16 protein-coding genes and 1 pseudogene are annotated in these 20,075 nt (G+C 73.8%); 9 read left to right on the top strand and 8 right to left on the bottom strand.

Annotated features, from left to right (window positions below; translation table 11 throughout):
- Positions 1-4 precede the first annotated feature (4 nt).
- Complete coding sequence (locus BLW57_RS34090; RefSeq protein ID WP_093479558.1) at positions 5-550, bottom strand: hypothetical protein; 546 nt, start codon at positions 548-550, stop codon at positions 5-7.
- A gap of 129 nt (positions 551-679) precedes the next feature.
- Entirely contained in the window at positions 680-1,474 is a 795-nt protein-coding gene (locus BLW57_RS34085; protein ID WP_093479557.1) for a glutamate racemase, read from the bottom strand.
- A 69-nt stretch (positions 1,475-1,543) separates the two neighbouring features.
- Between BLW57_RS34085 and BLW57_RS34080 the strand changes: the two genes are divergently transcribed.
- Positions 1,544-2,707 (top strand): glycosyltransferase, encoded by a 1,164-nt coding sequence (locus BLW57_RS34080; RefSeq protein WP_093479556.1) that lies wholly within the window; start codon positions 1,544-1,546, stop codon positions 2,705-2,707.
- A gap of 6 nt (positions 2,708-2,713) precedes the next feature.
- On the opposite strand, the gene BLW57_RS34075 is transcribed toward BLW57_RS34080, so the two are convergent.
- A complete protein-coding gene (locus tag BLW57_RS34075) occupies positions 2,714-3,994 on the bottom strand; it encodes a TerD family protein (RefSeq protein WP_256339861.1) in 1,281 nt (426 codons plus the stop codon).
- Between the two features lie 296 nt (positions 3,995-4,290).
- On the opposite strand from BLW57_RS34075, the gene BLW57_RS34070 reads away from it, so the two are divergent.
- The 4 genes from BLW57_RS34070 to BLW57_RS34055 all read left to right on the top strand — a co-directional run bounded on the left by BLW57_RS34070 (position 4,291) and on the right by BLW57_RS34055 (position 9,073).
- Positions 4,291-4,728: a DUF6643 family protein gene (locus BLW57_RS34070; protein WP_093479554.1), complete on the top strand. Its 438-nt coding sequence runs from the start codon at positions 4,291-4,293 to the stop codon at positions 4,726-4,728.
- Positions 4,729-4,770: 42 nt separating this feature from the next.
- Positions 4,771-5,595 carry an MOSC domain-containing protein gene (locus BLW57_RS34065; RefSeq protein ID WP_093479553.1) on the top strand — a complete coding sequence of 275 codons (825 nt, stop codon included), beginning with the start codon at positions 4,771-4,773 and terminating at the stop codon, positions 5,593-5,595.
- A gap of 210 nt (positions 5,596-5,805) precedes the next feature.
- Positions 5,806-6,411: an Rv1733c family protein gene (locus BLW57_RS34060; protein WP_093479552.1), complete on the top strand. Its 606-nt coding sequence runs from the start codon at positions 5,806-5,808 to the stop codon at positions 6,409-6,411.
- 226 nt (positions 6,412-6,637) lie between these two features.
- On the top strand, positions 6,638-9,073 hold the full coding sequence (locus BLW57_RS34055; protein ID WP_093481029.1) for a right-handed parallel beta-helix repeat-containing protein: 2,436 nt from the start codon (positions 6,638-6,640) through the stop codon (positions 9,071-9,073).
- Here BLW57_RS34055 and BLW57_RS34050 read toward each other — a convergent pair.
- Complete coding sequence (locus BLW57_RS34050; protein ID WP_093479551.1) at positions 9,043-11,592, bottom strand: hypothetical protein; 2,550 nt, start codon at positions 11,590-11,592, stop codon at positions 9,043-9,045. The two genes, BLW57_RS34055 and BLW57_RS34050, sit on opposite strands and share 31 nt — an antisense overlap.
- A 292-nt stretch (positions 11,593-11,884) precedes the next feature.
- Between BLW57_RS34050 and BLW57_RS34045 the strand changes: the two genes are divergently transcribed.
- Both BLW57_RS34045 and BLW57_RS34040 read left to right on the top strand, forming a co-directional pair.
- Positions 11,885-12,733: a DeoR/GlpR family DNA-binding transcription regulator gene (locus tag BLW57_RS34045; protein WP_093479550.1), complete on the top strand. Its 849-nt coding sequence runs from the start codon at positions 11,885-11,887 to the stop codon at positions 12,731-12,733.
- A 67-nt stretch (positions 12,734-12,800) separates the two neighbouring features.
- A complete protein-coding gene (locus tag BLW57_RS34040; protein ID WP_093479549.1) occupies positions 12,801-13,262 on the top strand; it encodes an SRPBCC family protein in 462 nt (153 codons plus the stop codon).
- A gap of 63 nt (positions 13,263-13,325) precedes the next feature.
- On the opposite strand, the gene BLW57_RS34035 is transcribed toward BLW57_RS34040, so the two are convergent.
- Positions 13,326-14,450 (bottom strand): L-cysteine desulfhydrase Cds1, encoded by a 1,125-nt coding sequence (locus BLW57_RS34035; RefSeq protein WP_093479548.1) that lies wholly within the window; start codon positions 14,448-14,450, stop codon positions 13,326-13,328.
- A 304-nt stretch (positions 14,451-14,754) separates the two neighbouring features.
- Between BLW57_RS34035 and BLW57_RS34030 the strand changes: the two genes are divergently transcribed.
- Together BLW57_RS34030 and BLW57_RS42610 are read left to right on the top strand one after the other, a co-directional pair.
- The gene (locus tag BLW57_RS34030; RefSeq protein ID WP_093479547.1) at positions 14,755-15,078 is read left to right on the top strand and encodes a hypothetical protein; all 324 of its coding nucleotides are present in this window, start codon (positions 14,755-14,757) and stop codon (positions 15,076-15,078) included.
- 243 nt (positions 15,079-15,321) lie between these two features.
- Positions 15,322-15,741 (top strand): annotated as a pseudogene (locus tag BLW57_RS42610) (ATP-binding protein); the annotation flags it as partial.
- A gap of 697 nt (positions 15,742-16,438) precedes the next feature.
- On the opposite strand, the gene BLW57_RS34020 reads toward BLW57_RS42610, so the two are convergent.
- Genes BLW57_RS34020 through BLW57_RS34010 form a run of 3 tightly spaced genes read right to left on the bottom strand, consistent with a single transcriptional unit; the run spans position 16,439 to position 20,033 of the window.
- Positions 16,439-19,000 carry an ABC transporter permease gene (locus tag BLW57_RS34020; protein WP_093479546.1) on the bottom strand — a complete coding sequence of 854 codons (2,562 nt, stop codon included), beginning with the start codon at positions 18,998-19,000 and terminating at the stop codon, positions 16,439-16,441.
- Complete coding sequence (locus BLW57_RS34015) at positions 18,997-19,746, bottom strand: ABC transporter ATP-binding protein (protein ID WP_093479545.1); 750 nt, start codon at positions 19,744-19,746, stop codon at positions 18,997-18,999. Before BLW57_RS34015 ends, BLW57_RS34020 begins: the two co-directional genes overlap by 4 nt.
- Positions 19,743-20,033 carry an SHOCT domain-containing protein gene (locus tag BLW57_RS34010; protein ID WP_093479544.1) on the bottom strand — a complete coding sequence of 97 codons (291 nt, stop codon included), beginning with the start codon at positions 20,031-20,033 and terminating at the stop codon, positions 19,743-19,745. The genes BLW57_RS34015 and BLW57_RS34010 overlap by 4 nt, the downstream gene beginning before the upstream one ends.
- Between the last annotated feature and the right edge of the window lie 42 nt (positions 20,034-20,075).

Raw genomic sequence — 20,075 nt, 5'->3', positions numbered from 1 at the left:
GACCTCAGCGGGCCGAGCCGGGTGTGATGGTGCGCAGCCGTTCCCTGATGGCCCGCACCGCCGATTCCGCGTTGTCCACGGTGATCGTGAAAGTGTGGCCGTCCCACAGGCTCAGCACGATCCCCTCGCCGCAGCGTACGACGACGGCGGTGCCCTTCTCGGGACGCCAGCGGTAACCCCACCCGCCCCACTGCCGCGGGGTGACGTAGGCGGCGAACTCGGCTCCCGCCACGTGCGACAGCGGGATGCGGCGCCGCGGCACGCCGATGTGGCCGCAGCGCACTTCGAGGGACTCCTTGTCGAGTCTGAGATCCACGTGCACGAAGGCGAGCGTGCCGAACAGGACCAGCAGGCCGGCCGCGATGCAGCCCACGACGGACATCACCAGGGGCGCGATGCCCGAGGTCCAGGCCGACTCGACGGCCAGCTCGATGCCGAGCGCCATGCAGGCCGCGCCGACCAGCGCGAGCAGCCACTGGACCCGGTTGGTCGCACGACCGGTCCAGACGTCCGGATGCGGGGTGTCGCCGGCGTGGGGGTCGTCCCTCATGTCTATGAGGTTACTCAGGTTTCGCTGCGCCGGTAGCCGCTCGCGGAGGGTGACTGCTCCATGCGGCCCAGCCGGAAGCGCTCCGCCGGGCCACCCGGGGCGGGCCGGTGGACAAGGACGGCGGAGCTGTCAGCCGCGGTCGGCGACCCGGACCGCGGAGGGCAGCAGCCGGCCCTCGGCGTAGTGCAGCGCGGGCTCGGGGAGCACGCCCTCGCGGCCGCTCAGCAGCACGGTCAGCGTGCCGTCCGCGGAGGCGTCCGGGGCCGGCTGCTCACCCAGGCGGCGCAGGGCCTGGGCGGCGACCGCTCCCGCCGAGCCGTGCAGGACGAGCGGGGCGGCGCCGGGGCGCTGCACGGCGGTGCGGATACGTTCCGCCACCAGTTCGTAGTGGGTGCAGCCGAGGACGACGGTCGTCACGTCGTCCGGGGTCAGTTCCGCCGCCGCGGCGACGGCCGCGTCGATCGCCGCCTCGTCCGCGTGCTCGACGGCCTCGGCGAGCCCCCAGCAGGGCACCTCGGTCACCCGCACCCCGTCGGCGAAGTTCTCGATGAGATTGCGCTGGTAGGCGCTGCCGGTGGTGGCCGGGGTCGCCCAGATGGCGAAGGGGCCGCCGCCGGCCGCGGCCGGCTTGATCGCGGGGACGGTGCCGATGACCGGGATACCGGGCTCCAACCGGGCGCGCAGCGCGGGCAGGGCGTGCACGGTGGCCGTGTTGCAGCCGACGATCAGGGCCTCCGGCCGGCGGGCCGCGGCGGCCTCGGCGACGGCCAGGGCGCGCCGGGTGAGGTCCTCCGGGCTACGCGGCCCCCAGGGCATGCCCTCGGGGTCGAGGGAGAGCACGAGATCGGCGTCGGGCCGCAGTCGCCGTACCGCGGCGGTGGCCGCCAGCAGGCCGATTCCGGAGTCCATGAGCGCGATCTTCACCCGGTCACGATAGACGATGCGCCGCCGCGGGCCGGTCCGGTGGGGCAGACTGCGGCCGTGAGCGCCCTGATGTGGATCACCGCTGTCTCGCTTGCCGCCTGGTGCTGGCTGCTGCTGTGCCAGGGCTTCTTCTGGCGCACCGACGTCCGGCTGCCTCCGCGCCGGGAACCACGGGAGTGGCCGTCCGTGTGCGTGGTCGTACCGGCCCGGGACGAGGCCGCCGTGCTGCCCGCGAGCCTGCCGTCGCTGCTGGCGCAGGACTATCCGGGGCGGGCGGAGGTCTTCCTGGTGGACGACGGGAGCACGGACGGCACCGGGGAGCTGGCCCGTGAACTGTCCCGGCGGTCCGGCGGACTGCCGCTGACGGTGGGCACGCCCGGTGAGCCGCCGGCGGGCTGGACGGGCAAGCTGTGGGCGGTGCGGTACGGCATCGGACTGGCACGCGCGCGTGATCCCGAGTTCCTGCTGCTGACGGACGCCGACATCGCGCACGCGCCGGACAGTCTGCGCGCCCTGGTCGCGGCGGCCGGGACCGGGGACTACGACGTGGTGTCCCAGATGGCGCGGCTGCGGGTGGAGAGTCCGTGGGAACGGCTCGTGGTCCCCGCGTTCGTCTACTTCTTCGCGCAGCTCTACCCCTTCCGCCGGATCGGCCGGAAGGGGTCGCGTACGGCCGCGGCGGCGGGCGGCTGCGTCCTGCTGCGCGCCGGAATGGCGGAGGCGGCGCGCATCCCCGACTCGATCCGGCACGCCGTCATCGACGACGTGGCGCTCGCGCGCGCGGTCAAGGGCGCCGGCGGCCGCGTGTGGCTGGGCCTCGCCGAAGGGGTGGACAGCGTGCGGCCGTACCCGCGGCTGGGCGACCTGTGGCGGATGGTCTCGCGCAGCGCCTACGCGCAGCTGCGGCACCACCCGCTGCTGCTCCTCGGCACGGTGGCCGGACTGGCGCTGGTGTACCTGGTGCCGCCGGCCGCGGCGGTCGTGGGCGCGGCCGGCGGGGACACGGCGACGGCGGTGCTGGGTGCGTCGGCATGGGCGGTGATGGCGGGCACCTACCTGCCGATGCTGCGTTACTACCGGCAGCCGCCGTGGCTCGCCCCGCTGCTGCCGTTCACCGCGCTCTTGTATCTGCTGATGACGGTCGACTCCGCCGTGCAGCACTACCGCGGGCGTGGCGCCGCCTGGAAGGGCCGCACCTACGCCCGCCCGGGCGCCGTGCCCGACGAGGGCTGAGCCCGGCTACTTGCGGCCGGGCGTCCAGTTCATGCCCCAGCCGTAGGCGCGGTCCACGGTCCGCTGCGGGCTCACGCCGCGGTCCGGCACCAGGTACCGCGCCTCGCGCTGGACGACGAGATCGCCGCCGGTGTTCGTGATCAGGGCGAGCGCGCACACCGTGGAGGGGACGGTGCACTCGTCGAGCGAGAAGTCGATGGGCGCGCCGTGCTGCGGCTGGAGGGTGACGGTGGCGTGCAGGTCGGCGAAGGAGCTGGCGCCCTCGTAGATGGTGACGAAGACGAGGATGCGCCGGAAGTCCCCGGTGCGGTCGAGGTTGACGGTGAGGTTCTCGCCGCTCGTCACGGCGCCGGTGCGGTCGTCGCCGTCGAGGTGGATGTACGGCGGCCGGTGCAGCGAGCCGAAGGCGTTGCCGAGGGCCTGTACGACCCCCTTGCGGCCGTCGGTGAGTTCGTAGAGGGCGCACAGGTCGAGGTCGATGTCGCTCTGCCGGGCGCCCCATCGGCCGCCCCGGCTCTGAGTCTGTTTGCGCGTCTGCCAGTTGAGGTTCACCCGCATGTTTCCGGACGTGCCGCCCTGCTTGGCCAGCGAGACGGAGGGGGCCGCCTTGGTGAGGGTGACCTTCGAGAGGCGGACCGGCGGCGACGGTGGAGCGGCCGGCGGGGCGGCGGGCGGTGGCGGGACGGTCCTGGGGAGCGCGACCGGCGGGGGCGGCGAGACCGGCGGGGCGGTCCGCGGGGCGGTCGCCGTGGGCGGCGCGGTGTGCTGCGGTTCGTCCACGGTGATACCGAAGTCCGTTGCGAGGCCTTCGAGTCCGCTGCTGTAGCCCTGTCCGACGGCGCGGAACTTCCAGCTGCCCTGGCGGCGGTAGAACTCGCCGAGCACGAAGGCCGTCTCCACGGTCGCGCCGGGGTTGTCGAAGCGGGCGACCACCTGGCCGGTCGCGGCCTCGGCCACCTCGATGTAGAGGCCCGGCACCTGCCCGAACGAGCCGCCGTCCGCGGAGGCGGCGAGGACGATCCGCTCGACGGTGCCCTCCACGCGCGCGAGGTCGGCCGTGAGCGTGTCGGTGACCTTCCCCCCGGCCGTGCGCTTGCCCTCGTGGCGGACCGCGCCGGAGGAGTGGGCGGGCTGGTTGTAGAAGACGAAGTCTCCGTCGGAGCGGACCTTTCCCCCGGCGAGCAGGAGCGCCGACGCGTCGGCGTCGGGCACGCCGGGTCCGGGGCGCCAGCCCAGTTCCACGCGCAGGGCCGTGGTCGGCACCGGCACGTTCGATCCCTTCGACATGGTCATGTCCGCCCCCATCACAGATCGGCTTCCGGGCCACCCCGGCGGTCCGGGGCATCCCTACCCGCACAACGTATTCCTCGGCACCCGGAACTCCCACGGCCCGCACAGGAAAGATCGCCGGTCAACCGCCGGTAACCCGGCTGAGACTTGGCCTTTTATACGATCTGAAGGCCGGTCGCCGTCCCTTTTTGCCAAGTTCGCTCGGATTGGGGATCCCGGGTCACTGCCGACACGGAAAACAACCCTCTTATCGGTCTCCCCAACCAGCACATCGTGGGCTTAACTTATGTGCCATGACCTCCCCCCGCTCCACTTATGGTGGCGGCTACTACTCCGCCTCCTTCCCGGACACCCCGATCTACGACTCCCTCGTGGCCGAGCGGGGCACCCCGCAGATCGCCCCGATCCGGGTCCCCGCCGCCTACGACACGGGCAATAACCTTCCGGCCCTGCCGTCGGCCCTGCCCGCCCTGCCGGCTGCCCCCTCCCCGCAGCCCCAGGGCTACGGCTACCCGCACATGCAGCAGCCCGCTCCCTTCCAGCAGGCGCCCACGGCGTACATCCCGCAGCAGGCGAGCGCGCCGCGGGGCTACCCCGGTCCGCAGGCCCCGCAGCAGCAGCGCCCGATGGCGGCGGGCACGGGGTACGAGGCGATGCGCCCGGCAGCGCCGCGGCCCGCGCCGGCTCCCTACCAGGACCCGTACAACAACCAGCAGTACCGCGGCTACTGACCGGCGCCCCGTGCCGTCGGTGCCGCCTGGCACGATGACGGCATGGGAAACGCCGAAGTGCAGTCGATCCACGTCCATCCGGTCAAAGCGTTCCGGGGCCTGTCGCCCCGCGAGGCCGTGGTGGAGCCCTGGGGGTTGGCCGGCGACCGGCGCTGGACACTGATCGACGACGGGGGAAAGGTCGTCACGCAGCGCGAGCAGCCGCGCCTGGCGCTTGCCGCCGCCGAGCCTCTGGCCGGCGGCGGCGTTCGTCTGTCCGCGCCCGGCCGCGCCCCGCTGACCGTCATGGTCCCGGAACCGGTAGCGACCGTGCCGGTGAACATCTTCGGCACGAAGGTCGAGGCGGTCCCCGCGGCGGCGGCCGCGCACGCCTGGTGCAGCGCCTATCTGGAGGCGGAGGTCCGCCTCGTCCACCTGGACGATCCGGCCACCCGCCGCCCGGTCGACCCCGGGTTCGCGCTGCCCGGCGAGACGGTGAGCTTCGCCGACGGCTACCCCCTGCTGGTCACCACGACGGCCTCCCTCGACGCCCTGAACTCTCTGGTGGCCGAGGGCGACCACGCCCACGAGGGGCCCCTGCCCATGAACCGTTTCCGGCCCAACGTCGTCGTGGCCGGCACCGAGCCCTGGGCCGAGGACCACTGGTCGCGGATCTCCATCGGCGAGGTGGTCCTGCGGGCCGCCAAGACCAGCGCGCGCTGCGTGGTGACCACCACCGACCAGGACACCGGCGTCCGCGGCCGGGAACCGCTGCGCACCCTGGCACGTCACCGCAGGGTCGACGGCAGGCTGGTCTTCGGCCAGAACCTCGTTCCCCTCTCCACCGGCACGATCAGGATCGGGGACCCCGTCAGGGTCCTGGGGTGACGGACGGCCGCGCCTCCCCGGCCGCCCGCCGGTCGGTCCCGCGACCGGGAACCCGGGAACGGCCCCCGGTCGTTGGGAGGGCATGAGAGATTCTTGAGAGACCGCGTTCGTCGCGGGTCCCGGCCGGGATCGACCGCTCACCCCCCGGCCCGGACCGGGGACGACCGCCTGCGCCGGGTGTCCTGACGGCGTGAAAAGGGGGTTGGGGAGATGCGTGCACTGAGGGGGCTGTGGCGCTGGCGGCACAATCCGCTGCGCCGTGCGACCGATCTGGCCGAGTCATGGGTGGCCCTCGTGGCACTGGTGCTGATCGCCGTGGCCGCGCCCGTGCTCGGCTGTCTGGTCGGCGTCGCCGCCCAGGACTCCTTGCAGCGGTCCGTGCGCGAGCAGCGGCACGACCGCCATCTCGTCACGGCCACCGTCATACGGGACCTGGGCGAGGCCCCGCTGGACACCGACCCCGACACCACACCGGCCCACGAGGCGCGCAGCCGCGTCGTCGCCGGCTGGACCGCACCGGACGGCACCCGCAGACACGGCCCGGTCCTGGTGGACCTCAAGTCCCCGCACGCCGGGGAGCACTTCCGGCTCTGGACGGACCGGCACGGCCGGATGACGACCCGCCCGATGGACTCCCCGACGGCGACGACGCATGCGGTGCTCGCCGGAATCGGCGCCGCCCTGGTGACCGCGGCCCTGGTCGAATGCGGTCGGCGCATGGCCGTCTGGCGCATGGTCCGCCGCCGGTACACACGCTGGGACCAGGCCTGGGACCGCGCGGGTCCGGACTGGGGCAAGGCGGGCACCGGCAGTTGACGGCCTTCCGGCTCTGGTCAACCCACCGTGCACGCACACGCTACGGTGGACCGGCCGAAGCGCTTTCGGCGAGGACCCGCGGGTGAGCGAACCCAGGGGCGTGCAGGTATGCGGGAGCACGGACGCGTTCGGGCCGAGGGCCGGGCACGCCCGCGGTCCCGGCACCGGCGGCGACGCCCCGCCGGGAGCGAGCCATCAGTACGACAAGTGGGGGCACGGCAACGCCATGGCACAGGGCACGGTCCAGGTGACGCACACCGGTACTTCGCGGTGGCGGCGCCGCACGGGTGAGTACGCATCGCTCGCCGCCGCCCTGGAGGCCGCCGCCGACGGTGACGTCCTCACCATCGCCCCCGGCACCTACCGGGAGAACCTCGTCGTCCAGCGGGCGGTGACGCTCCGTGGCCCCGAGGGGTCCCCGGGCTCCGTGCGGATCGCGCCCGCCGACGGGGTGCCGCTGACCGTGCGGGCTTCCGCGGTGGTGCAGGACCTGCACGTGGAGGGCCAGGACTCGGCCGCGCCCGCGCTGCTGGTCGAGGAGGGCACGCCCGAGCTGATGGACGTGCGGATCGTCACGCGTTCCGCCGCGGGCATCGAGGTGCGCGGCGGCGCCCGTCCGACCGTGCGGCGCTGCACCGTCGACAACCCGGCCGGCATCGGCATCGCCGTGCTCGACGGCGGTGGCGGGGTGTTCGAGGAGTGCGAGGTCGTCGCCGCCGGCCAGGCGGGCGTGGCGGTCCGCGGCGGCGCCCACCCGCGCCTGGAGCGCTGCCGGGTGCACCACGCCTCGGGCACCGGGCTGACCGCGACCGGCGAGAACTCCGCCCTGGAGGCCGTCGGCTGCGAGATCTACGAGGTCCGCGGCTCGGGGGTGCAGGTCACCCAGCGGGCCACCGCGCATCTGACGGACTGCGATGTGCACCGCACCACCGCCGACGGTGTCACGCTGGACACGGACGCGGTGCTCACGCTCGCGGACTGCCGCATCCACGACATCCCGGAGAACGCGGTCGACCTGCGTTCCCGGTCGGTGCTCACCCTGACGCGGACGACGGTCCGTCAGTTCGGGCGCAACGGCCTCTCGGTGTGGGACCCGGGGACCCGCGTGGACGCCAACCAGTGCGAGATCTTCGACAGCACCGGCGACTACCCGGCGGTGTGGGTGAGCGACGGCGCCACGGTCGTGCTCGACTCCTGCCGGGTCCACGACGTCCCCGACGCGCTGTTCGTGCTGGACCGGGGGTCCCGCGCGGACGTCGTGGACAGCGATCTGTCCCAGGTGCGCAACACGGCGGTGTCGGTCAGTGACGGAGCGACCGCGCAGCTCGACGACTGCCGGATCAGGGAGGCCGCCACCGGCGCGTGGTTCCGCGACCACGGCAGCGGCGGCACGCTCAACAACTGCACCGTGGACGGCACGCAGACCGGTGTGATCGTGACCAAGGGCGCCGACCCGACCATCGAGCGCTGCACGGTCGACTCGCCCTCCGAGGCGGGCTTCTACGTGTCGGCGGGCGGCCGTGGCAGTTTCCTGAACTGCCGGGTCAGCGGCAGCGGGGGCTACGGCTTCCATGTGATCGACGGTTGCCGTACGACGCTGCGCAAGTGCCGTACGGAGCGGTGTGCGCGCGGTGGCTACGAGTTCGCCGACGGAGGCTCCGGCGGCGGGAGCGGTACGGGTCCGGTCGTGGAGGACTGCACCAGCGACGAGAGCGGCAGCCTGCGGCCGTCGGCGGCCCGCGAGACGGCCGTGCAGACGGTGACGGAGTCCCCCGGCCTGCTCGGCTCGATCCCGGGACAGCGCAGCACCGAACAGGAGCCGGCGGCCACCGCCGAGCCGGCGCAGCCGGTCCGGACCTCCACGGACGTGCTCGGGGAACTCGACGCGCTGGTGGGCCTGGAGAGCGTCAAGCGCGAGGTGCGGGCGCTGACCGACATGATCGAGGTGGGCCGGCGCCGCCGGCAGGCCGGGCTGAAGGCGGCCTCGGTCAAACGGCACCTGGTCTTCACCGGCTCCCCCGGCACCGGCAAGACGACGGTCGCCCGGCTCTACGGCGAGATCCTCGCCTCGCTCGGGGTGCTGGAGAAGGGACACCTGGTCGAGGTCTCCCGGGTGGACCTGGTCGGCGAGCACATCGGTTCCACGGCGATCCGCACGCAGGAGGCGTTCGAACGGGCACGCGGCGGTGTGCTGTTCATCGACGAGGCGTACGCGCTCTCGCCGGAGGACGCCGGCCGGGACTTCGGCAAGGAGGCCATCGACACGCTGGTGAAGCTGATGGAGGACCACCGGGACGCCGTGGTGGTGATCGTCGCCGGCTACACCGCGGAGATGGACCGTTTCCTGTCCGTCAACCCGGGCGTGGCCTCCCGTTTCTCGCGCACCATCACCTTCGGCGACTACGGCCCGGACGAGCTGCTGCGCATCGTCGGCCAGCAGGCGGACGAGCACGAGTACCGGCTGACGCCGGCCGCGTCCGAGGCGTTGCTGAAGTACTTCACGGCGATTCCCAAGGGCCCGGCGTTCGGCAACGGCCGTACCGCCCGGCAGACGTTCGAGGCGATGGTGGAACGGCACGCGAGCCGTGTCGCGCAGGTCTCCGACCCCACCACCGACGACCTGACCCTGCTCTACGCGGAGGACCTGCCCGAGCTGTCCTGAACGTCCTGGCCCGTCGGCATGTTCGCGCTGCCCGGGTCCGGCGCGGCCGGCTCCGGGCGCTGACCCGGCAGTCCGGGGCGCAGCCGGACGAGCAGCCGGGCGCGTTCCCGGGTGAACACCGGGTCCGCCTGGTAGTCGGAGTGACCGAGGATCGGGGCCGGCAGCGGGTGGTCGGGGGTCCGGCCGTAGGCGAGGGGGTCCGCCAGGGGTTCGAGGTCCACCTCCGGGGTGCTGTCGTCGGGGACGCGGACGGGTCCGCCGATGGGATCGGTGCGTCGGTGCAGGTTGCGCCAGCAGGCCACGTCGCGGTGCAGGGCGGCGAGTGCCGGCGGGCCGAAGTGGGCCGGGAACCAACGGCCGTACAGGCGCTCCAGCGGGGAGCCGTAGGTGAGCAGCGCGACCAGGCCGCGTGCCGGCGGGGTCAGCTGCCAGGCCGCGGCGGCGGCGAGGACGCTGCCCTGGGAGTGCCCGGAGAGCACCAGGCGTCCTCCCGTGCGCCGGGTCCAGGTCGCCATCCGCCAGGTCAGGTCAGGCACCGCGCGTTCGGCGTAGCAGGGGGGTGCGAAGGGGTGGGCGGCGCGCGGCCAGAAGGTGCCGACGTCCCAGAGGATGCCTATGGTGCGCCGGGCGGCGGCGTCCTTGTAGGCGCGTCTGCCCCAGGTGACGAACAGCAGGAAGCCGAGCCCGACCAGCCAGGACCCGAGGGCCTGCGAGGTCTGCGCGACGGCCTGGACGGCGTGGTGGGCGCGGTGGGCCGCGCCGTCGGGCGTCCGGCCGGTGAGCAGGGCGCCGGCCAGGGCCGAGGCGCCCAGCAGCAGGGTGGTGGCGGTGAGCACGGCGAGGACGAGCGGCGCCCGGTCGGTGAGGCCCGCCATGGCCCGGGCGTGGGCGATGGCGCGGGTGCGGGCGGGGTCCTCGGGTTCGCCGGGGTGCTCGTGGCGGACCCGGGCGCGTTCGGCGCGGGCGTGCCGGGCGGTGCTCACGGCGAGCCGGGCGGCCAGGAGCAGCAGGACGGCGAGCAGGGCGGGGATCGTGGACGCCTGCCAGGTGAGCAGGACGGGCGGCCCGGGCAGCAAAGCGCGGGTGCCGTCCAGCCAGTCGGCGACACGTTGCGCGACCCCGCCGGCCATCACGCCCCCCAGGGCGCAGGCGAGCAGCGTGACGGCCGGGCCGCCGAGACCGCGCATCCCGGCGCGCGGATCGGGACGGCGCCGGTGGAGGTATCCGGCGACGACGGCGAGGGCGACCACGAGCAGCCCCTGGACCGACATCAGGGCGCCGAAGGCCGGGTCCCCGGGCAGCCGGCCCGCGGACTGCCAGCCGGGGCGGGTCCAGCCGGCGTACACCAGGGTGAGCAGCAGCAGGCCGAGGGCGCCGAGCGGCAGGCCTCGTACGAGGTGCCGGTCGATGCGCCGGTCGAGACGGTTCTCGCTGCGGCCCCGTCCGCAGACCACGCCCACCACGGCCGCCGCCCAGGCCACCAGCGCGACGGTGAGCAGCCCTCCCAGGACGCCCGGGACGGCGGGGCCACCGGGCCGGTGGTCGAAGCGGACGGCGGGTGTGGCCACGGCGGAGGCCACCGTGAGCAGCCCGGCCGCGGTGTGCGCGGCCCGCAGCCGTGCCACCAGCCGCCGGCCGTACCAGAACCCGGGCCGGGCCAGGGCGCTCCCGTCACCGGCGGGCTCGGCGCCGATCGCCTCGCTCGCGCCGCCCCCTTGAGCGTCCTCGGGGCCCGGGACGGGGCCTGCGCCCGGGGCCGCTCCGGGCGGGGGTGTCACCGTGCCGCCGGGGCCGATGTCCTCGGCGGCCGGAAGCGGGGCCGGGGACATCGGCTGGTGGGACTCGTACGCGTGCCAGGTGCGGTGGGAGAGGTACCAGAGCAGGGCGACGAGCGTGGCCGGGATCGTGGCGGCGAGGGCGAGCCGGCGGCCGGGGGCGGTCCACCAGGCGGCGCTCACCGGGCCGGGCGCGAGGAAGCCCAGCCAGGAGTGGCGGCGGGCGCAGGCGCGGACACCGGCGCACTGCCAGGCCACCAGGTCCAGGGCCACCTCGCAGGCGGCGGCGACCAGCAGCACGGTGAGGGTGAGGGCGGCCAGGCGCACGAGGAGGCCGTAGAGCCGGACGACGCGTGGCCGGCCCGGTGCGGCGGGACGCATCCAGTGGGCGAGGTTCACCACCATGAAGGGCAGCAGCAACAGCCACAGGGCACGGCTGCCGTCGCCGGAGGTGAGGTTGCACCAGACGTACGCCTCCTGGACGGGCCCCTGCCGAGGGCGCGTCCCGGGCTCGGCGTCCTCGGCGCGGCGGAAGACGGCGGCCGTGTCGTCGCCGGTGATCCGGACCGTGCGCGGGTCACCGAGCATCTTCCCGGGGGTCGTGCCACCGACCCCGTGCACCAGGAGTTCCAGATCGGTCTCCGGCCCGCCCGGCGCCGTGGCGGCCGGGTGCCCGGTGGGGACGGGTCCGTCCGGTGTCCCGGTCGTCGGCTGCCCGGTGGTCCTTTCCCGCGCGCGTTCCACTGTTCTCGCACTTCCCCCGTGACACCTGAAGGCCTGTCCGTGCGCGCTCCAGGATCTCGGGTCGCCCGGCGGCGCACAGCGGTTGTCAGGGAATCTCCCCGATCCGGGTGAAGGGCAAGCGGGGCGGGAGCCACCGGATTGGCATGTGCGCGTCGCGTCAGGCGGTGGCGCAACCGGTACCGACCCGTGAAAAGATGGGACGCCCGCGCCTTTCCGGGCGGCGGGAAGGTCCTGGTCGGAGCTGGTGCCGGGGTCGTGTCGGACGGTTGTCGGCGAAAGGACCGGAGCGTACGTGAGCGAGAATCAGAACCTCCTCGCGGAGCAGCGCCGCGCCCTGATCCTGGACGAGGTCCGGCGCCGGGGCGGTGTGCGGGTGAACGAACTGACCCGCAAGCTCGGCGTGTCGGACATGACCGTGCGCCGTGATCTCGACGCGCTCGCCCGCCAGGGTGTGCTGGAGAAGGTGCACGGCGGCGCGGTGCCGGTGGTCGAGGCCAGCACCCACGAGCCGGGGTTCGAGGCGAAGTCGGGGCTGGAGCTGACCGCCAAGGAGGACATCGCGCGTTCCGCCGCGCGGCTGGTCGCGCCGGGTACGGCGATCGCCCTGTCCGGCGGTACGACCACGTACGCCCTCGCGCAGCACCTGCTGGAGGTGCCCGATCTGACCGTGGTGACGAACTCGGTGCGGGTCGCCGACGTCTTCCATGCGGCGCAGCGGACCTCGGGCCAGCGGCAGGGCGCGGCCACGGTGGTGCTGACCGGCGGTGTGCGCACCCCGTCGGACTCGCTGGTGGGACCGGTCGCCGACCAGGCGATCGCCGCGCTCCACTTCGACGTGCTCTTCCTCGGTGTGCACGGCATATCGGTGGAGGCCGGCCTGTCCACACCGAACCTCGCCGAAGCCGAGACCAACCGGCGGCTGGTGCACTCCGCGCGCCGGGTCGTGGTGGTCGCCGACCACACCAAGTGGGGGACGGTGGGCCTGAGTTCCTTCGCGACGCTGGATCAGGTGGACACGCTCGTCACCGACGCGGGCCTGCCGGGGGACGCGCGCGCGGAGATCTCCGAGCATCTGCCGCGGCTGATCGTGGCGGGCGAGCAGGACGACGAGGGCACCGACGAGGGCGACGACGACATCTGACGGCTCGTCAATTATAGTGGCCGTCAATTCGTTGTCCCGTACGGGACTTCATGAGGGGTGGGTCGTCATGGCTCGGCGTCTGCGCCCGGTCGGTCCGGAGTTCGTCGAGACCGCGCCGGTGCGGCTGGTGTTCACCCGGGACTTGGCCGCCGCCCCCGGCGCCGTCCACCGGGCCCTCGCCGAGGACCTGGCCGGCTGGCCCGAGTGGTTCTCGGCCGTGTCCTCGGCCCGGCCGACCGAGGGCGGGCGTGAGGTCCGGCTGCGCGGCGGCACCCGCTTCGAGGAGACGATCCTCGCGGCGAAGGCGCCCGAGCTGTACGCCTACCGGGTCGACGTGACCAACACGCCGGGAGCCCGCGCCTGGGTCGAGGAGTGGCGGCTCGCCCCGGCGGGCACCGGGACCCGGGTCCGGATGACCTTCGCGCTCGACGGCACGGCCACGTTCCGCCTGGTCTGCCGCCTGATCCGGCCGGGCGTCGGCCGCGCGTTCCGCAACGCGATGACGGCACTGGACCGGCGACTGCGGTAGCCCCGCTCCCCTTTGGGCGCGCACGGACTCAGGCCGCTCGGGGTGCCCGGTCCCCGGCCGGCCTCAGCCGGGCCAGACGCCCGTGGCGAGCAGGGTCTCGATGGCCGTCGAGTACGGGGTGATGTCCAGGCCCTGACCGGCGAGCCACGCGTCCGAGTAGTACTTGTCGAGGTACCGGTCGCCCGGATCGCACAGCAGCGTCACCACGCTGCCCCGGCGCCCCTCGGCCACCATCTCCGAGACGATCTTCAGCGCGCTCCACAGTCCGGTGCCGGTCGAACCGCCCGCCTTGCGGCCGATGGCCCGCTCCAGGGCCCGTACCGCGGCGACGCTCGCCGCGTCGGGGACCTTCATCATCCGGTCGATCGCGCCGGGCACGAAGCTCGGCTCCATGCGCGGTCTGCCGATGCCCTCGATCCGGGAGCCGCAGTCGCACGTGACGTCCGGATCGCCGGTGGTCCAGCCCTCGAAGAAGCAGGAGTTCTCCGGGTCGGCGACGCAGACGCGGGTGTCGTGCTGCATGTAGTGCACATAGCGCGCGAGGGTCGCGGACGTGCCGCCGGTGCCCGCGGTGGCGACGATCCACGCCGGCTCCGGGAACCGCTCCAACTCCAGCTGCCGGAAGATCGATTCGGCGATGTTGTTGTTGCCGCGCCAGTCGGTGGCCCGCTCGGCGTAGGTGAACTGGTCCATGTAGTGGCCGCCGGTCTCCACCGCGAGACGGGCGGACTCCTCGTACATCTTCCGTGAGTCGTCGACGAAGTGACATCGACCGCCGTGGAACTCGATGAGACGGCACTTCTCGGCGCTCGTCGTGCGCGGCATGACGGCGATGAAGGGCACGCCGATCAACTTCGCGAAGTAGGCCTCGGAGACGGCCGTGGAGCCGCTGGACGCCTCGATCACCGGCCGGTCCGGACGGATCCAGCCATTGCACAGGCCGTAGAGGAACAGGGAGCGGGCGAGCCGGTGCTTGAGACTGCCGGTGGGGTGGGTCGACTCGTCCTTGAGGTACAGGTCGATGCCCCACCGCTCCGGCAGCGGAAAGCGCAGCAGGTGCGTGTCCGCCGACCGGTTGGCGTCCGCCTGTACCTTGCGGACGGCTTCTTTCAGCCACACACGGTAGGCGGCGTCACTGCAGTCGACGTCGAGGGTGGCGCCGGTCCGGGCCTGGGGGATGGTGCTCACGACGGTGCTCCTTACGCTGGGCGCCGACGGCGCTTCACGCGCCCGACCCTTCGAGCATAGGCATCTTTCATACCGCTTCCCACCTGCATAAACGCATCTTTGAGCCACTCAAAGACGCCCTGAGGCACAGACGTACGAGGATTACGGGGGCGCATTGGCGCGAGTGCTCCGGCGGGTCGTCGCACGGGCCCCGTGCGTACTGGTGCTCCACGCCGCATCGGGGCAGACTGCACGCGTCGGGACGATCGCCCCGAACAGGGGCGCGCACGGAACCACCAAGACACGCGCAAGGGGGCGGCGAAGGATGGCGGAGCCGGAATTCACGGCCACGGGCGTGCGGATCGGCAAACGGCTGCGTTCGCTCACCCGGGCCGGACAGGTCCGGATCAACGACGGCAGGCTGGAGCTGCTCACCAGCTACGGCAGCGAGATAGACAGCGCGCCCGTGCAGGCGGTGCGTGCGTCCAAGCCGTGGTTCGCGCCGGACGACCGGGCACTGGCCGACCTCAACGGCAACCGGTACCTGCTGACGCTGGGCGAGCACGATCCGGCGCCGGGCCAGGCGGGTCCGCCGGCCGCGTGGCGGTTCATCGAGGCGGTGCGCCGGGCGGCCGGCCGCGGCGGCTGAAAGGCCGGGGCGGGTACGCGGAGCAGCGGTCGGTCGCGGCGAGTTGCGGGAGTTCCTCCGCTGCGTCACGCTGGTCCCACGTCACTCTGGGTTTACCGGCGATAACGCTGCGAACCAGCCCGCCGGCCACGACAGCAGGCGGACGTTTGGACGCAAGCACCCTGCTGGATCCGTTGTTCTCCGTGTTCTTCCGGTCCTCCGGATTTCGGTTCCTTCCGGACCTCACATCGGGGAGTCGCAGCCGTGATCAGTCACCCAAGCAGGCACTGCACGGTGGAGCTCCAAGCCCTGCCGTCGCGGATCGGCCAGGTCCGCAGAATCGTATCTGCGCAGTTGCGCTACTGGCATATGGACCCGTTGATAGACCGGGCCGCGCTCGGTGTGACCGAGCTGTTGAGCAATGTCCACCGGCACGCCAGGCCCGACAAGTCGTGCACCGTCGAGCTGGAGCTGCTGCCGGACCGGCTCACGGTCTCGGTGCGCGACCACGATCCGCGCCTTCCCGTGCTGGCCGACGCCGAGGACGCGCCGGACGCGACCCCGTTGGCCACCTGCGGGCGGGGCCTGGCGATGGTCGCCGCGGTGAGCGCGAGCTGGGGAGCGCGGCCGGACGGCGACGACGGCAAGATCGTGTGGTTCACGCTGCCCGCTCCGGCCGCGGTGCGCACCCACGCGGAACGCGCGCCGCACCGTGCGACGGAGCGGCAGCCCGCGGCGGCCCGGCCGGAAACGCGGCCGGCTCCGGCGACCGAGCCCGTACGGACCGGCCCTCCGGTCGTCATCGGTACGACTGTGCCCCTCGGCGGGGCGACGCGGACTCCGGTGGGGGCTGGGGTTCCGGTGGGCGCGGCGGCTCCGGTCGGCGCGAGTGCTCAGCGGGGTGCCTCGACTCCGGTCGGTGCGGGCGCCCCGGTGGGCGCCCGGGCCTCGGTGGACGCGGGGGCTCCGGCCGGTGCCGGGACTCCGGTCCGTGCTCCGGTGGGCGCCGGTGCTCCGGGCGCCAGGTCCGCTTCGCACGACGGTGCGGGGAACTCCGGAACCACGACTCGGGTGACGGCCGGGCAGCCGTGACAGCGGCCTGCGGTGCGCACCGGGTGCCCTGAGACTGTTGCCCCGTGCCGCATCGGATCGACCGACGCCGGTCCGGCGGACGCGACGGCCGCCGCGGCGGCTCCGGACGTCACAGCCGCCCGCTCCCCCGGAGGCGGGCCGCCGCCGGGAGCCGCTCCCCCACCCCGGCCCCGCGTTCGTGGGGCGCCAGACCTCCGCCCGGTCGGCCGCAGTCGCCCGACCGGGCGGTGACCATTTCCGGGACCGGGCGGCGGGGCGGCCCCGGGTCCACCCCGCGTCCCGGCCGTGCTCACTCCGTCCCGATCGCCCGCAGGATGTCCAGGCGACCCGCTCGCCGGGCCGGGCGGAGGGCGGCGAGGGCCCCCGCGGTGAGGCCCACGAGCAGGATCACCGCGAGCCGTACCGGCGGGAGGGCGAAGACGAACGCGGAGTCACCGGCACTGTCGGAGGCCTTCACCAGCACCCAGCCGAGGAAGGCGCCGAGGCCGAGCCCGCCCACCGTGCCGAAGGCGGCGACCAGGACCGACTCCCAGCGCACCATGGCCCGCAACTGGGCGCGGGTCTGCCCGACCGCCCGCAGGAGCCCCAGTTCCCGGGTGCGTTCGTGCAGCGCGAGGGTCAGCGTGTTGGCGATGCCGAGCAGGGCGATGACGACCGCCAGGGCGAGCAGCGCGTAGACGAGGGTCAGCATCATGTCGATCCCGCCCGCCGAGGACCGCGCGTACTCGTCCCGGGTCTGGACCTCGGGGTTGCCGTACTGTGCCGCGACCTTGCGTACGGCCGCCTTGCCCGCGTCCGCGCCCACGCCGTCCTCGAAGGTGACGGCGATCAGGTTGTCCGAGTCCTGCATGCGGTGCGGGGCCCAGGCGGACCGGGTGACGACGTAGTCGCCCGCGAGTTCGGAACGGCCGTAGACGGCGCGGACGGTGAAGGTCTCGCTCGTGCCGTCGGTGAAGGTGAGCCGGGCGGTGTCACCGGTGCGCAGGTGCTGCCGGTCGGCCTCCTTCCGGGTCAGCGCGAGCCCGTCGCGGCCGAGGTCGCGCAGTGAACCGGTGACCCCACCGAGGTCGAAGGTGCGGCCGAGTGCCACCGGGTCGGTGGCCGTCAACGCACGTCCCCTGCCGTTGACTTCGGCGACCCCACGGCCGAGGCCGACCGCGGTGTCGACCTCCAGCAGCCGTTGCAGGGCCGGGGCGAGCCGGGGGCTGAGTCCGCTGCCGCCCGCCCCGAAGGACGGAGTGCTGACGGCCACGTCGCCCGCGAAGGACCGCGACACCGTCTGGTCCATGGTGGCCTTCAGCGAGGCCCCGAACACGGTGAACAGCGACACGACGGCCACGCCGATCATGAGCGCGCTCGCGGTGGCGGCCGTCCGCCCGGGGCTGCGCAGGGCGTTGCGCCGGGCGAGGCCGCCGGTGACGCCGCGCAGCCGGTCCAGGGGGCCTCCGAGCAGGCGTACCGCGGTGCCGGCGGCGACCGGGCCGAGGACCACGAAGGCCGCCAGGGCGAGCAGGGCGCCGGTTCCCGCCAGCCACACCGAGGGGGTGACGAGGACGCCGGTGAGGGTCGCGGCGAGGGCCGCCGCCCCGAGGGCGGCGCCGGCGATCGCGCGGGCGCGGGAGGCGCCGGAGCCGTCGACGGCCGTCTCGCGCAGGGCCGCGAGTGGAGCCGTCCGTCCGGCGCGCCTGGCCGGCAGCAGCGCGGAGCCCAGGCAGACCAGCACGCCCACGGCGAGCGGCAGGGTCATCGAGAGCGTCTTGACGACCAGGTCGCCGTCGGGGAAGGGGAATCCGATCGCGGGAAACAGGGCCTGCAGACCGGCGGCGATGCCGACGCCGCCGGCGAGACCGGTGAGGGACGCGGCGAACGCGACCACGGCGGCCTCGGCGAGGGCCGAGGTGGTGACCTGGCGGCGCGCGGCGCCGAGTGCGCGCAACAGGGCGTTCTCTCGGGTGCGTTGGGCGACCACGATCGCGAACGTGTTGTGGATGGAGAAGGTGGCGACGAGCAGGGCGACGCCGGAGAAGACCAGCAGGAAGGTCGTGAAGACGGTCAGGAACTGGCTGGAGATCATGTCGGTGTTCTCCCGGGCCGACTGCTGACCCGTGATGGCCTCGACACCCGCGGGCAGGACGGGAGTCAGCCGGTCGACCAGTTGCCGCTGGCCGACTCCGGGCCCGGCCCGCACCGCGATGCTCGCCGCCTGTCCGGGGCGCGCTGTGAGGTATTTCCCGGCGTCGGCGGTGGTCATGCCGGTGAAGGTCACCTGTGCCATGCCGTCCTGCCCGCCGAAGGTGGCGAGGCCGACGATGGTCACCCGCACCGGGTCCGGGGTGCGCAGGGTGGTGGTGTCACCGACCTTCAGGCCGCCCTTCTTCGCGGCGCCCCGGTTCACCACGACCTCACCGGACCTCGCCGGGGCACGGCCCTCGGCGATCCGGTACGGGTTCAGTCCGGCGTCGGTGATCCAGTTGCCGGCGAGGGTGGGCGGGCCCTGACCGCCGACGGGTTTCCCGTCGGAGCCGACGAGTTGGCCCGCGCCCTGGATGTCCGGGGCGGCGGCCGCCACACCGGGGACGCGCTCGATCGTCTCGGCCAGGGAGGCGGGAACCGGCCGCCGGACCCCCTGGGCCTCGCCGGGCGTGGTGATGGCGTCGGCGCCGCGCACCACGGCGTCGGTGCCGCTGGTGGCCTCGCCGAACATGCTGCCGAAGCTCGCGCGCAGTGTGTCGCCCATGACGAGGGTGCCGGTCAGGAAGGCGACACCGAGGAACACGGCGAGGAACGTGCCCGCGAAGCGACGCCGGTGCGCGCGCAGGGAGGTGAGGGCGAGCCGCAGCGTCGTGCTCATGTCCGCACCTCGAAGGCCTTCATGCGGTCCAGGACCCTGTCCGCGGTCGGGGACTCCATCCGGTCGACGAGCCGTCCGTCGGCGAGGAAGAGCACCTCGTCGGCGTGGGCGGCGGCCACCGGGTCGTGGGTGACCATGACGACCGTGCGGTCCATGTGCCGTACGGCCCGGCCGAGGAGGCCGAGCACCTCCGCGCCGGAACGGGAGTCGAGGTTGCCGGTCGGCTCGTCGGCGAAGACGACGTCCGGCCGGCCGGCGAACGCCCGTGCCACGGCGACGCGTTGCTGCTGACCGCCGGAGAGCTCGGCGGGGCGGTGGTGCAGCCGGTCGCGCAGTCCGACGACGTCGACGAGCGCGTCGATCCACTCGTGGTCGCCGGTCCGGCCGGCCAGGTCCAGCGGCAGCGTGATGTTCTCCGCGACGGTCAGCGTGGGCACCAGGTTGAACGCCTGGAAGACGAAGCCGATGCGGTCGCGGCGCAGCAGGGTCAGGCGGCGGTCGTCGAGCGCGCCGAGCTCGGTGTCGCCGATGTGGGCGGTCCCGGAGGTGAGCGTGTCGAGGCCGGCCGCGCAGTGCATGAGCGTGGACTTGCCGGAGCCCGAGGGGCCCATGATCGCCGTGAAGCGTCCTGCGGGGAAAGCCACGTCCACGCCGTCCAGGGCGTGTACGGCGGTGCCACCGGCGCCGTACACCTTCACGGCGTCGGTCACGCGGGCCGCGGCGCGCGGTGCGGTCGTGGTGGTCATGCCGCACCGCCCTTGCCGATGCGGCCGAAGTGCTCCTCCAGGACGGAGAGGCGGCGCCAGTACTCCTCCTCGTCGATCTCTCCGGCGGCGAAGCGGCGGCCCAGGACGGCGAGCGGCGAGTCGCCCGCCGGGCGTCCGCCGTCCGGCGTGCGCCAGGGTCCGCCGCGGCCGCGCAGGCCGGTGCGGCGCAGGAAGCTGACGGCGCCGAGCACGACGGCCGCCCAGATCAGCGGGAAGAACAGGATCCAGGGGCCGGGTCCGCCGTCCCAGTCGGCCAGGGTCTGCATGTCGGTCGTCTCCCTCGTCGGCGTCGGTCTTCGGGTGATGCC

Source organism: Streptomyces sp. 1222.5 (assembly GCF_900105245.1).
In the GTDB taxonomy this organism is placed as follows: domain Bacteria; phylum Actinomycetota; class Actinomycetes; order Streptomycetales; family Streptomycetaceae; genus Streptomyces; species Streptomyces albidocamelliae.
The sequence above is the reverse complement of the archived record's forward strand: the minus strand, read 5'-3'. Positions and strand labels throughout refer to the sequence as shown.

Excerpts from the sequence above, each read along its gene's own strand:
- BLW57_RS34080 (WP_093479556.1), top strand. The coding sequence starts at position 1,544 with ATGTGGATCACCGCTGTCTCGCTTGCCGCCTGGTGCTGGCTGCTGCTG.
- BLW57_RS34070 (WP_093479554.1), top strand. The coding sequence starts at position 4,291 with ATGACCTCCCCCCGCTCCACTTATGGTGGCGGCTACTACTCCGCCTCC.
- BLW57_RS34030 (WP_093479547.1), top strand. The coding sequence starts at position 14,755 with ATGGCGGAGCCGGAATTCACGGCCACGGGCGTGCGGATCGGCAAACGG.
- BLW57_RS34040 (WP_093479549.1), top strand. The coding sequence starts at position 12,801 with ATGGCTCGGCGTCTGCGCCCGGTCGGTCCGGAGTTCGTCGAGACCGCG.
- BLW57_RS34075 (WP_256339861.1), bottom strand. The coding sequence starts at position 3,994 with ATGTCGAAGGGATCGAACGTGCCGGTGCCGACCACGGCCCTGCGCGTG.
- BLW57_RS34090 (WP_093479558.1), bottom strand. The coding sequence starts at position 550 with ATGAGGGACGACCCCCACGCCGGCGACACCCCGCATCCGGACGTCTGG.
- BLW57_RS34065 (WP_093479553.1), top strand. The coding sequence starts at position 4,771 with ATGGGAAACGCCGAAGTGCAGTCGATCCACGTCCATCCGGTCAAAGCG.
- BLW57_RS34060 (WP_093479552.1), top strand. The coding sequence starts at position 5,806 with ATGCGTGCACTGAGGGGGCTGTGGCGCTGGCGGCACAATCCGCTGCGC.
- BLW57_RS34055 (WP_093481029.1), top strand. The coding sequence starts at position 6,638 with ATGGCACAGGGCACGGTCCAGGTGACGCACACCGGTACTTCGCGGTGG.
- BLW57_RS34015 (WP_093479545.1), bottom strand. The coding sequence starts at position 19,746 with ATGACCACCACGACCGCACCGCGCGCCGCGGCCCGCGTGACCGACGCC.
- BLW57_RS34020 (WP_093479546.1), bottom strand. The coding sequence starts at position 19,000 with ATGAGCACGACGCTGCGGCTCGCCCTCACCTCCCTGCGCGCGCACCGG.
- BLW57_RS34010 (WP_093479544.1), bottom strand. The coding sequence starts at position 20,033 with ATGCAGACCCTGGCCGACTGGGACGGCGGACCCGGCCCCTGGATCCTG.